General features: G+C 22.4%; 19 protein-coding genes. 4 read left to right on the plus strand and 15 right to left on the minus strand.

Annotation, left to right across the window (positions count from 1 at the left end):
* Positions 1-150: 150 nt before the first annotated feature.
* The 11 genes from AAHM85_RS02860 to AAHM85_RS02910 all read right to left on the minus strand — a co-directional run bounded on the left by AAHM85_RS02860 (position 151) and on the right by AAHM85_RS02910 (position 8172).
* Positions 151-927 carry an IS3 family transposase gene (locus AAHM85_RS02860; protein WP_342260924.1) on the minus strand — a complete coding sequence of 259 codons (777 nt, stop codon included), beginning with the start codon at positions 925-927 and terminating at the stop codon, positions 151-153.
* A gap of 149 nt (positions 928-1076) precedes the next feature.
* A complete protein-coding gene (locus AAHM85_RS02865; protein ID WP_342260595.1) occupies positions 1077-1430 on the minus strand; it encodes a transposase in 354 nt (117 codons plus the stop codon).
* Positions 1431-1623: 193 nt separating this feature from the next.
* Positions 1624-2502, minus strand: coding sequence for an IS1595 family transposase (locus AAHM85_RS02870; RefSeq protein WP_342260524.1), 879 nt, complete (start codon positions 2500-2502; stop codon positions 1624-1626).
* A gap of 156 nt (positions 2503-2658) precedes the next feature.
* Complete coding sequence (locus tag AAHM85_RS02875) at positions 2659-3717, minus strand: MSC_0882 family membrane protein (protein ID WP_342260925.1); 1059 nt, start codon at positions 3715-3717, stop codon at positions 2659-2661.
* 19 nt (positions 3718-3736) lie between these two features.
* Positions 3737-4045: a hypothetical protein gene (locus AAHM85_RS02880; protein WP_174480536.1), complete on the minus strand. Its 309-nt coding sequence runs from the start codon at positions 4043-4045 to the stop codon at positions 3737-3739.
* Positions 4046-4168: 123 nt separating this feature from the next.
* Positions 4169-5353 (minus strand): prolipoprotein diacylglyceryl transferase family protein, encoded by a 1185-nt coding sequence (locus AAHM85_RS02885; protein WP_342260926.1) that lies wholly within the window; start codon positions 5351-5353, stop codon positions 4169-4171.
* A 95-nt stretch (positions 5354-5448) separates the two neighbouring features.
* Positions 5449-5604, minus strand: a complete 156-nt coding sequence (locus tag AAHM85_RS02890; protein WP_342260555.1) for an IS3 family transposase — start codon at positions 5602-5604, stop codon at positions 5449-5451.
* Positions 5605-5676: 72 nt separating this feature from the next.
* The gene (locus AAHM85_RS02895; RefSeq protein ID WP_342260544.1) at positions 5677-6555 is read right to left on the minus strand and encodes an IS1595 family transposase; all 879 of its coding nucleotides are present in this window, start codon (positions 6553-6555) and stop codon (positions 5677-5679) included.
* Between the two features lie 74 nt (positions 6556-6629).
* Positions 6630-7118 carry a transposase family protein gene (locus tag AAHM85_RS02900; protein ID WP_342260927.1) on the minus strand — a complete coding sequence of 163 codons (489 nt, stop codon included), beginning with the start codon at positions 7116-7118 and terminating at the stop codon, positions 6630-6632.
* Between the two features lie 4 nt (positions 7119-7122).
* Complete coding sequence (locus tag AAHM85_RS02905) at positions 7123-7470, minus strand: transposase family protein (protein ID WP_342260488.1); 348 nt, start codon at positions 7468-7470, stop codon at positions 7123-7125.
* 60 nt (positions 7471-7530) lie between these two features.
* Positions 7531-8172, minus strand: a complete 642-nt coding sequence (locus tag AAHM85_RS02910; RefSeq protein ID WP_342260928.1) for a hypothetical protein — start codon at positions 8170-8172, stop codon at positions 7531-7533.
* Positions 8173-8616: 444 nt separating this feature from the next.
* On the opposite strand from AAHM85_RS02910, the gene AAHM85_RS02915 reads away from it, so the two are divergent.
* Together AAHM85_RS02915 and AAHM85_RS02920 are read left to right on the plus strand one after the other, a co-directional pair.
* Positions 8617-8964: a transposase family protein gene (locus tag AAHM85_RS02915; protein ID WP_342260488.1), complete on the plus strand. Its 348-nt coding sequence runs from the start codon at positions 8617-8619 to the stop codon at positions 8962-8964.
* A 4-nt stretch (positions 8965-8968) separates the two neighbouring features.
* Positions 8969-9463 carry a transposase family protein gene (locus tag AAHM85_RS02920; protein WP_342260487.1) on the plus strand — a complete coding sequence of 165 codons (495 nt, stop codon included), beginning with the start codon at positions 8969-8971 and terminating at the stop codon, positions 9461-9463.
* A 60-nt stretch (positions 9464-9523) separates the two neighbouring features.
* On the opposite strand, the gene AAHM85_RS02925 is transcribed toward AAHM85_RS02920, so the two are convergent.
* From AAHM85_RS02925 to AAHM85_RS02940, 4 genes are all read right to left on the minus strand, one after another.
* Positions 9524-9685 carry a TraM recognition domain-containing protein gene (locus AAHM85_RS02925; protein WP_342260929.1) on the minus strand — a complete coding sequence of 54 codons (162 nt, stop codon included), beginning with the start codon at positions 9683-9685 and terminating at the stop codon, positions 9524-9526.
* A gap of 135 nt (positions 9686-9820) precedes the next feature.
* On the minus strand, positions 9821-10162 hold the full coding sequence (locus AAHM85_RS02930; protein WP_342260930.1) for a carboxymuconolactone decarboxylase family protein: 342 nt from the start codon (positions 10160-10162) through the stop codon (positions 9821-9823).
* 24 nt (positions 10163-10186) lie between these two features.
* Complete coding sequence (locus AAHM85_RS02935) at positions 10187-10735, minus strand: DJ-1/PfpI family protein (protein ID WP_342260931.1); 549 nt, start codon at positions 10733-10735, stop codon at positions 10187-10189.
* A 773-nt stretch (positions 10736-11508) separates the two neighbouring features.
* On the minus strand, positions 11509-11673 hold the full coding sequence (locus AAHM85_RS02940) for a hypothetical protein (RefSeq protein ID WP_342260932.1): 165 nt from the start codon (positions 11671-11673) through the stop codon (positions 11509-11511).
* Positions 11674-11853: 180 nt separating this feature from the next.
* Here AAHM85_RS02940 and AAHM85_RS02945 point away from each other — a divergent pair, with 180 nt between their 5' ends.
* Positions 11854-12114, plus strand: a complete 261-nt coding sequence (locus tag AAHM85_RS02945; protein WP_342253460.1) for a hypothetical protein — start codon at positions 11854-11856, stop codon at positions 12112-12114.
* A complete protein-coding gene (locus AAHM85_RS02950; RefSeq protein ID WP_342260933.1) occupies positions 12115-12534 on the plus strand; it encodes a ParA family protein in 420 nt (139 codons plus the stop codon). It begins immediately after the preceding gene.
* The last annotated feature ends 31 nt before the right edge of the window (positions 12535-12565 follow it).

A 12565-nucleotide genomic window follows, 5' to 3' on the forward strand; every position in this document is an offset into this window, starting at 1 on the left:
TACTATTCATGAAATTTTTACAAAAATAAAAAACAAGAATTAAATATAAAAGTAATACAAAAAAATGAAAATGTTAAAGAAATTAATGATGAAAAGAAAACTACATTAAACTCAAATAATCTAACAAACCAATCAAGTAATAGGCATTGGTTAGATAAGTTTACTTTCTTGTCTTCAAATCTGTACAAATTGATTTGGAGGCATTTTCAATCTAATAACTATTCTATCATTGTTTCAATATCTAACAAATTTTTCTAATATTTTATTAAAACTTTCCATACTTTCAAAAGTGCTACCAAACATCATTTTAAAATCTCTTTTAATTCAACGATTTAAACATTCACTAACTTGATTACCTTTAAAACCTGATAGACTTTTTGAGTGAATTAGATTAGTACTTGTATTAAAAACTTTACTAACAATTTCGCTTGTATTAGCAGAACCTAAATCTGATTGAATAGTCGTAAAATTACATTGTTTAGCACTCGCTAATTCTATTTGATTAACCACATTTAACACAGTTTTGGCATTTTCACTTTTGTTTATTTTTCAGCCAACAATTGAATTACTGTACATATCAGTAGCAAAAACAACTAATAATTTTGTTTTTTTATCACCAATAATTATATTTTTAAATCATGTGCCATCCATACCAACTTTTTCAAGAAAGTTATTACTTGAAAAATTACGTTTTAATAAATCTTTATTATTTTTTAAATCACTATTTTCTACTACTCTATTTGTTGATTTAGGTTCTAATAATAATTTAATATTATTATCTTTTAATATTTGTTTTATGCTTGTTTTACTGCATTTAAGACCTTTATTTTTTATTTTTAACTCTAATCTTACTTTTTCAAAACTAGTGATATTAATGTACTTTTTTTCATTTTTAATGAGAACTATTTTGTTTATTGCTTGTATCAAATTATCATTAATTTTTGATTGATATTGCTTTTTACCTTTTTTTACTCATAAATAGTATGCTGTTTTGCTAATAGCTATGTAAACAATAATTTTATTTAATTGATGACCTTTTTGCTTATATTTTTCTACTATTAAAAAACACTTATATTTTAATAATTTACTATTTTTCCCCTTGTTAATTTCTTTTCACAGGCTAATTGCTCCTTTAAAAGTTCTTTTTCAACCTCATCTTTTAAAGCTTGTTTTCTAAGTTTATCAATTTCTTTGTTTAATAGTTTAATTTCAATATCTTTCTTATCGATCCTGTGAGAAGTTTGGGATTTAGAAATTTTGGTGAATGCATTTTCACCTTTAATTTGATATTGGTTAACCCAATTATAAATTAATACTGGAGTTGATAATTTATATTTGACTTGAATTTCATGTATTTTTAGTTTTTTATCAACTAAATACTCATTAACAACGGCTAATTTTGTTTCTTTTGAATAAACTTTATAATTCATAATTTCTCCTTCTGTATTAATTATTTTTAATTATATTACAGATTGAAAATATTAATTGATAAACTTAAGTGACTGATGCCCACCCAATATTGACACATTTTTAACAATATTTACATAATACAAATTAGTTTTTATTTAAAAATAATCTTTATTACATAAAATATTTCGGAATTTTACGCTTATTGGTTAACACTTAATTCTTAATAAATAATTTAATTATGATATTTTTAAATGTGATTTTTTCTTTACGGTTATTATATTTAAAACAAAATTCATTTAAATAAGATTGGAGTCATTTTTTTGAAACTCAATGAAATTGGCCGATAAAACCTCTTTTTAATATTGCTCAAAAACTTTCTATTGTATTTGTATGAATACCATTATAAGAAAAATATTTTTTGTGATTAACTTGTTCATGTGGTAAAATTTTATTCATTTTATAATATCCACGATATTCATCAGTAAAAAGAATAGAATTGTTAATATCAACATTTTCTTTAACTATTTTCATTAAATCTTCAGATTTAATACTTTTATTTTTTGCATGAAATAATTTAACATTACCATTTCGTTCAATAATGCCAACAACACACTCTTTACTAGTTCCTCTACCACGTAATGAGTTATTTTTATTATCAACATCATTATATTTACGCGGTTTTCCACCCACATATGTTTCATCCATCTCTAATATTTTTGCTAATAATTTAATCTCATCATTAGCCATTGCCTTTCTAATTTTATGCATCATTTTTCATACAGTTGCTAAACGTAAATTTAAGTCTCTTGAAGCTTGAGATGATGATAAACTTTTTTTAGCATTAGCCATTAATACTATTAAAATAAATCACTTTTGAAGTGGTACACGTGTATGATGAAAAATAGTTTGAGCAGTTACACTAAAAGACTTATGACATTTTTTGCATTTATAACGCGACTCTTTTAAAACAGAGTTAACTTTTTCACTAAAACAAAAAAGACATTTTGGTTTGTTATTTCATCTTATTTCTTCTAAAAATTTTATACAAGATTCTTGGTTTGGAAATTTATTTATTATGTCTAAAATATTCATTTTCAATCACCTTTAATTAGATTTTATTTTACTAATATCTAATTATAGTTTTCAGAAATAATAATGTATATAAGTTATTGCCAATAAACGTAAAATTCCGAAATATTTTATTTAATGACACACTCTAATTATATATAGATAATATTCAATATTTTTTTACTTTTTCTTTCTTCTTTTTAATACAAATATTGGAATAACAATTGCAAAAAATATTAAAGCAGTAAAACCAATAGTAATAATCATACATATTCTATTTATCTTTTTTTTGTATTCATTTAACTCTTGTGGATTAATAATTTCATAGCCATAATAACTTATAATATTACGTTTACGAAATTTAAAAATAACAACATTAATCATATGAATAAATAAAATAACACCTAAAATAATTGTTAAAGTTATTGCATCTTTAATAATATCAGGAACATTAACTGTTCATTTTTGAATAATAAAAGTTAATTTTTGACCACTAATCAAAAACATAATGCCAATAATAATGCCAAGAACAATATAACTACTAATACTTATTCAATTAATAATTATCAAGTTAGCATGAATTTTACGATAATTTCTAATTATAAAATTAGGAGGTAATAGTGACCCTTTTAGTGTTCTTTCAATATATAAATCCACTTCTCTTCTTAATGTCACAAATTCAATAATATTAATTAAAATAATAGTAAGAGCAATAATCGCTAATGGAATAGTAATTACAGGATGAGGAATAATTTTTATGTTAATCATGCCAAAATATAAACCAATAAAAGTTGAAGCAATAATTAATGTCATAACACCAATAAATAATAAAATCAATTGTTTTAGCTTCTCTGATTTAATTTCTCTGCTAATTGGTTTTGGAATTTTAAAACTATTTTTATAACTAACTATTTCCATAGTATTAAATGTTTGTGGTTGATGATAATACATATCTTTTTCTTTAGTAAAGGTTTCATTGATCGGCACTGTCTTTTTTTCTTGTAAAGGTATTATATAAGAACTAGTAACTTGTATATTTTTACCATCATAATTTTTTTCATTATAATCGTTTTCATTAAAATCAGAATTATGAATATTTTCTTTGCTTTTATTAATTGGTGGTACAACATTACTAAAATACGTTTTATTATTAGTTGATTTTTGATAACCTTCTTTATCTGACAACCTATTTTTTTGTGAAAAAAATTTATCAAATAATTTAAATTTTATTTTAGACATATACATCACCTACATTTAATTAGTTAAAATATTTTTTTGTCTTTTTAGAAATATGTTTACTTGAATAAAATTTTCTTTGTAATTTGGCAATTTCATGTTCAATTTCCAAAATTTTATCTTCAAATTGGTAATCTTTTTCTTCTAAACTTAAGTATCCTTTAATAGAAATCCTTTTGCGTAAATACATTATTAATAAAATTGATAATAACAACAGAAAAATCAAAAGTGCTAACCCACCCATTGAATATAAAAAAGTAGTAATTGGAATCTCAAAACCTAAAAACTTAATGGTATTAGTACTACTATCATCACTTACTACTGCTAACACTAATTTCACCTCATACATTAGTATATAAATATTATAACAAAAACACCAAATCTAATTAATATTATCTATTTAATAGCTTATTTTCTGTTATAATGATTATTTTAATAATAAAAAAGAATATTATTAATATTCTTTTTCATATGTTCATCCTTCGCTACGTAAATATTTTGCTGCAACAAATTGTGCAAATATTGCTAGAAACAGGCCAAAAAAAGTAATCAATAATAAAACTGTATAATCAAGGATTGGACGATTAATTAAAAATAAATCTTCTGGTGGGCGCTGTAACTCTAAAATAAATCTAATTAAATTTCATCCGAAAAAGTAAAGTCCCATTTGAACACCTGCATGCATCATTCGATAATGATGTGGATTATTTATTTCATAAAGTTTTTTGCTTTTATTTATATAATCATTAATTTTCTTACCAGAAGGTTTGACTTCTGCTAATGCTTTATTTACTACATTTTTTGGTACTTGATTATAATAGTAAACTTCATTTCACATTTTAGTTCAAGTCAAATGTTTTGGGTCACGATTTACTTTATTTCAATATTTTGGATTAAAAGTTATTTTTCCTCAGTATTTAAAATTATCTTTAAAGTCAAATTGAAACTTATCTGGTTCTACTTTTCATGGCTTTTTACCAAATCATTTACCAAGATTTGGAACAACAAGTGTAATCACTAATCATAACCCTAAATTAGCAATTGATTCATAAAGAAATATGGGTGCACGAAAAACAAATTCACCAGCAGTATCAACTTCTCGATGACCACTTGGCCCACCAATTAATTTAAAACAATTATCACGAATAAAAGCAGGTAATCATGATAATGAATCATAACTTACAACATTACCAAGTAATTCATGATTAAAGAAATTACCTCAACGACCTAATACCTGTCCTAATAAGATATTAGGAATAATTAAATCACAATATATTCATAATGATATTTTATACTTACGACCAACAAAGTAAAAAATAATTGCACCCGCAATAATACCAAATAAAACACCACCATGAATAGACATCCCTGGTTCTCAAAATGCAAATTTTTCAAAAAAACTAATTGACTTATCAGGATCATCCTTACCAAGAAAACTAGCACCAAATAATGAAGCAGGAATAATAAATATTATTGATCATGCTAAAGAATCAGTAGGAACACGATAACGTTTAAATTTTACTCAAGAAGCAATAATTGAAGCAAAAATACCTGACATAATAGCAAATGCATAAACATGAAATCATCCACGATAAGTATCAGTAATGCCGTGAGGTCCAACAAAATCTAAATTTAACATAACAAACACCTCACTTACAAGACCATCTTTTAATATAGAATACCATAATAGAATACCATAACTAACTAAGAATCACAATATAAATAGGGCATTGGTTAGATAAGTTTACTTTCTTGTCTTCAAATCTGTACAAATTGATTTGGAGGCATTTTCAATCTAATAACTATTCTATCATTGTTTCAATATCTAACAAATTTTTCTAATATTTTATTAAAACTTTCCATACTTTCAAAAGTGCTACCAAACATCATTAGACTTACTGCATAACGTTTTTAAGTTTTAATGATAAATTATAACGGAATTTTACGCTTATTGGTTAACACTTAATTCTTAATAAATAATTTAATTATGATATTTTTAAATGTGATTTTTTCTTTACGGTTATTATATTTAAAACAAAATTCATTTAAATAAGATTGGAGTCATTTTTTTGAAACTCAATGAAATTGGCCGATAAAACCTCTTTTTAATATTGCTCAAAAACTTTCTATTGTATTTGTATGAATACCATTATAAGAAAAATATTTTTTGTGATTAACTTGTTCATATGGTAAAATTTTATTCATTTTATAATATCCACGATATTCATCAGTAAAAAGAATAGAATTGTTAATATCAACATTTTCTTTAACTATTTTCATTAAATCTTCAGATTTAATACTTTTATTTTTTGCATGAAATAATTTAACATTACCATTTCGTTCAATAATGCCAACAACACACTCTTTACTAGTTCCTCTACCACGTAATGAGTTATTTTTATTATCAACATCATTATATTTACGCGGTTTTCCACCCACATATGTTTCATCCATCTCTAATATTTTTGCTAATAATTTAATCTCATCATTAGCCATTGCCTTTCTAATTTTATGCATCATTTTTCATACAGTTGCTAAACGTAAATTTAAGTCTCTTGAAGCTTGAGATGATGATAAACTTTTTTTAGCATTAGCCATTAATACTATTAAAATAAATCACTTTTGAAGTGGTACACGTGTATGATGAAAAATAGTTTGAGCAGTTACACTAAAAGACTTATGACATTTTTTGCATTTATAACGCGACTCTTTTAAAACAGAGTTAACTTTTTCACTAAAACAAAAAAGACATTTTGGTTTGTTATTTCATCTTATTTCTTCTAAAAATTTTATACAAGATTCTTGGTTTGGAAATTTATTTATTATGTCTAAAATATTCATTTTCAATCACCTTTAATTAGATTTTATTTTACTAATATCTAATTATAGTTTTCAGAAATAATAATGTATATAAGTTATTGCCAATAAACGTAAAATTCCGAATTATAAAATCCTGCAATTAAATTAAATCTTAAAAATATTCGTTTTCTGGCTTTTCTAAATTTATAACCAATAATCTTAAAACATTTTAAAAATGCAAAAACATGTTCAATTTTTCTACGAGTTTTATTAATAATCTTATTAAAGATTTTGGTTTTATTTGTTTTAGGATTATTTTTGCTAATTTTAATGGGTAAAAATGTATTAGCATGAATTTTTTGTAAACCTTGATAACCTTTATCTGCAAGAATTATAGTTTCTGGTAAAAACTTTAACTTTGAATTCTTAAAAGTTTTAAAATCATGATTTTTACCAATATCAGAAAAAATATTTAAAATTTCATTAGTATTTGCATTAATTACGGTTTGAAACTTAACAGTATGCATTCATTTTTTACCAGAAAATCAATCTTTTTGGTTATATTTTGGTCGTTCTGTTTCTACCTCTGTTACATCAATTATCAAAATTTTATTTTTTAATTCTTCTTTTTAAAAAAATATTTTTATTTGTTAAATTATTAAACTTATTATTCTTTATTAAAATATCTTCAATTGAACGAATATTTCGTAAAGCAGTAGTATCAACCATACCATACTCAGCACCAATACTATGATATGTACGATTTTCATATAAATATCTTAAACTCATTACTAGTCGATCTTCTATTGACATTTTATATGGCCTTCCACCAATAGTAGTTTTGAGTTTTTGATGTTCTAATAAAATATTTAAAATTTCGTTAAAAACGAGTTTATTAATACCCACTATTTTACGAAAATATTGATCAGATTTATCTTTTAATTCAAAATATGTCATAAAGTTTATCCTTAACTATTCAAATTTTATTTTAATAATAACAAAAAAATAAAAAGTTAACTAGTTATGCAGTAAGTCTATTTTAAAATCTCTTTTAATTCAACGATTTAAACATTCACTAACTTGATTACCTTTAAAACCTGATAGACTTTTTGAATGAATTAGATTAGTACTTGTATTAAAAACTTTACTAACAATTTCGCTTGTATTAGCAGAACCTAAATCTGATTGAATAGTCGTAAAATTACATTGTTTAGCACTCGCTAATTCTATTTGATTAACCACATTTAACACAGTTTTGGCATTTTCACTTTTGTTTATTTTTCAGCCAACAATTGAATTACTGTACATATCAGTAGCAAAAACAACTAATAAATTTGTTTTTTTATCACCAATAATTATATTTTTAAATCATGTGCCATCCATACCAACTTTTTCAAGAAAGTTATTACTTGAAAAATTACGTTTTAATAAATCTTTATTATTTTTTAAATCACTATTTTCTACTACTCTATTTGTTGATTTAGGTTCTAATAATAATTTAATATTATTATCTTTTAATATTTGTTTTATGCTTGTTTTACTGCATTTAAGACCTTTATTTTTTATTTTTAACTCTAATCTTACTTTTTCAAAACTAGTGATATTAATGTACTTTTTTTCATTTTTAATGAGAACTATTTTGTTTATTGCTTGTATCAAATTATCATTAATTTTTGATTGATATTGCTTTTTACCTTTTTTTACTCATAAATAGTATGCTGTTTTGCTAATAGCTATGTAAACAATAATTTTATTTAATTGATGACCTTTTTGCTTATATTTTTCTACTATTAAAAAACACTTATATTTTAATAATTTACTATTTTTTCCCCTTGTTAATTTCTTTTCACAGGCTAATTGCTCCTTTAAAAGTTCTTTTTCAACCTCATCTTTTAAAGCTTGTTTTCTAAGTTTATCAATTTCTTTGTTTAATAGTTTAATTTCAATATCTTTCTTATCGATCCTGTGAGAAGTTTGGGATTTAGAAATTTTGGTGAATGCATTTTCACCTTTAATTTGATATTAGACTTACTGCATAACTAGTTAACTTTTTATTTTTTTGTTATTATTAAAATAAAATTTGAATAGTTAAGGATAAACTTTATGACATATTTTGAATTAAAAGATAAATCTGATCAATATTTTCGTAAAATAGTGGGTATTAATAAACTCGTTTTTAACGAAATTTTAAATATTTTATTAGAACATCAAAAACTCAAAACTACTATTGGTGGAAGGCCATATAAAATGTCAATAGAAGATCGACTAGTAATGAGTTTAAGATATTTATATGAAAATCGTACATATCATAGTATTGGTGCTGAGTATGGTATGGTTGATACTACTGCTTTACGAAATATTCGTTCAATTGAAGATATTTTAATAAAGAATAATAAGTTTAATAATTTAACAAATAAAAATATTTTTTTAAAAAGAAGAATTAAAAAATAAAATTTTGATAATTGATGTAACAGAGGTAGAAACAGAACGACCAAAATATAACCAAAAAGATTGATTTTCTGGTAAAAAATGAATGCATACTGTTAAGTTTCAAACCGTAATTAATGCAAATACTAATGAAATTTTAAATATTTTTTCTGATATTGGTAAAAATCATGATTTTAAAACTTTTAAGAATTCAAAGTTAAAGTTTTTACCAGAAACTATAATTCTTGCAGATAAAGGTTATCAAGGTTTACAAAAAATTCATGCTAATACATTTTTACCCATTAAAATTAGCAAAAATAATCCTAAAACAAATAAAACCAAAATCTTTAATAAGATTATTAATAAAACTCGTAGAAAAATTGAACATGTTTTTGCATTTTTAAAATGTTTTAAGATTATTGGTTATAAATTTAGAAAAGCCAGAAAACGAATATTTTTAAGATTTAATTTAATTGCAGGATTTTATAATTTATCATTAAAACTTAAAAACGTTATGCAGTAAGTCTATTGATTAAAAAATAAAATATATAGATGTTGTTTGATGAAAAAAATTAGTCTATCCCTACTTTTCTACATAATTGAAATATTCTTCTACTAATATTTTGGCATTTTGATAATCATTAGTATGCAAAAAATATCTTAAGTTGCAATTAGCAATAAGTGTACGATAATTTTTATATTTATTTTTAAGTTGTTCAAAATCTTGAATGTGGAATGGCAACACTTTTTAGAACTATTTTTTGGTAGATATTTTTTCTTGATAATTAACTGGAATTAAGTAGTTTAAAATGCTGTGGATTCTTATATAATTTATAAAATTAAAAACTAGACTTTTTAAAATTTTAATAATAAATGAAAATTAAGTGTCTAATTCTTTTATAGCATCATAAAGTTTACTAACAATAAAAGCTAAAGTGGGGCCACCACCAAAAAGAACAGCAACTTTGGCACTTTCTAAAATTTCATCACGTGTTGCTTTTAATTGCAACGCATTATTAATATGTTTTAAAATACATTCATGACAACGGTTGTAACTAGCTATACCAATTGCAATTAATTCTTTAGTTTTAGTATCAAGATTATCATTTTTCATAATTTCTGAATTTAAAAAACTATAAGCTTTCATGAAATTTATTTCTTTTTTATTAAAATCTATTAAATTATTATTTAACTTTTCTAAAATTACTTTTGAACTTGACATGATATTTTTTTCCTTTCTTTTTTATTATCTAAATAACAAATTATTTTCCATTTCCAATCTACGATTTTTACTATGTATTTTTTCTACTAATTTTAAAGCAAAAGGAAAAACACAACCCAAAGATGGACTAGTAATAATATTACCATCCATTATAACTGGTAATTTATTATTTATTTTGCCTATATTTTTTACTGCTTCTAAACAAGAAGGATAAATAGTATATTCTTTATCATTTAATAATCCAAATTCTGCTAAAACCATTGGTCCAGCACAAATAGCACCAATTATTTTTTGCTCTTTATTTGCATTTGTTAATCATTCTTTTAATTTTTTTGATTTTTTTAAATTTATAACTTGATCTCAGCCCCCAGGTAAAATAAAGGCTTGATAATCTTGATAGTTTGCTCGATCAAAATTAATATCAATTTTAATATTGAATCTATTACAACTAGTTACTTCTTTATTACTTAAACTTATTAAATCAACTGTAATATTTGCTCTTTTAAGCAAATCAGCAGTAACTATTGCTTCTCCCTCTTCATAACCATTTTCTAAAAACATCGCTACTCTCATTAATTTTCATCTCCTTATTTTTAAATAGTATTTTTTTCCTATTAATTTTATTTAAAAATAGAAATATAATTTTATTTTAATTTTATGTTTATAGTTATATAAATCTTATGTAAAATTATCATGTTTTAATAAAAAATAAAAGTCTATTTTATTACTAATTTAACAATAGACTTCTTGCATAATTAAAATAATATTTAACATTTTTAGTATTTAATTTAAATATAAAATTTTTTATTAAAGCAATTGTTTAGATTTTTTATTATGAAAACACAATAAAAAATTATTATTTACAATTCAGGAATAATAAAAATTAAACTTTTAAATTTTTAAATCTTTTTAATTAAGCAAAAAAATTTTCAATAACAACTCTCATTTTTGAAATTAATTTTTTATTTTTAGTTTTTCTTTTAGCAATTAAAACATTAGGATGTATGTTTTGTATTCCTTGATATCCTAGTACATCCTAAAACAATTATACAAACAATTTTAAAATAAAAATAATTAAATATTATTTTTATTAATTATATTAAAAATAATTTAGGAGAAAATTAAACATGCCACAAATAAAAAATAAGAAATTTGATTGTTAGGAGTATTGATAAATAAAAAAACTATGCTCTATCCTTTGAAAAATAAAACATAGCACTAACTAAGAAGGCATAGTGCTATAACGGCATAAATACTCTTTTCTTATAGTAGTTTAATTATAACAATAAATAAACAATTAAAAATAAATAATTAAGATCACAACAATACTAAAAGAACTTGTATTTTTAAAAATTAGGCGGTTTTAAATTCTTCATTATGATTTGTTGTATATTTTCTGTTTCATTTATTGTTTCAATTTCATTTAATAAATTTATTTTTTCTTCTTCAATTTTATCTAATTCCTGATTTCATTTTTTAATTTTTAAAATGTGTGCTTGTATCTTTTTCATATTCAACTCCCCTTATAATCTAAAACTTTTATAAAGTTAATTATACAAAAATAATAATAATTTTTTGTCTTGATAAATTTTATAAATATTATTTATGTTATCAATATTATTGAGTAATTATTTATATTTAATGTTATTTATTTTATTTATGTTATCAATATATTAGGAGTTGATGTTATTATGCCACAAATAAAAAAAATAAGAAATTCATTTTTAGAGAATGATATTTCAGATAAAGATATTTTAAAAACAATTGAAAATGTATCAAGTTATAATAAAACTAAAAAATATAATAAAATTGATTATCAAGATATTATGCCACCAATGACATGTAAAGTTGAATTAGTAAGAAAATTTAGAAAACAAGCTAAGGATAAAAAATGAAGTTATACAACTTTAATGAATGAAATTTTAACTGATTGATTTAATAAGGGAGAATAAATGGTTATGAAAATGATTTCTATTTGTAATAAAAAAGGTGGTGTGGGAAAAACTACTCTTTGTAAAAATATTGCTTATAAACTTGCTTTAGAAAATAAAAAGGTTTTACTTATTGATTTAGATCCACAAGCTACAATTACTATGCAAGTTAATAATGATGTTAAAAATGATAAATGTATTTTAGATATAATTGCTTCTAAATCAGCAGTAAAACTTATTAAAATTATTAATTTAATTGAAAGAACAAAATATAAAAATATTGATATTATAATGGCAAATGATGAATTAAATAAAGTTTCAGCTACAATAAATGCAACATATTCTGAAAAAGAAAAATATTTACTATCTGATATAATTTATCAAAATAATCAAGAAATATTTGAAAATTATGGGCATCAGTCACTTAAGTTTACCAATTAATATTTTCAATCTGTAATATAATTAAAAATAA

Origin of the sequence: Spiroplasma endosymbiont of Notiophilus biguttatus (assembly GCF_964030985.1) — a bacterium.
GTDB lineage: Bacteria > Bacillota_I > Bacilli_A > Mycoplasmatales > VBWQ01 > Spiroplasma_E > Spiroplasma_E ixodetis_A.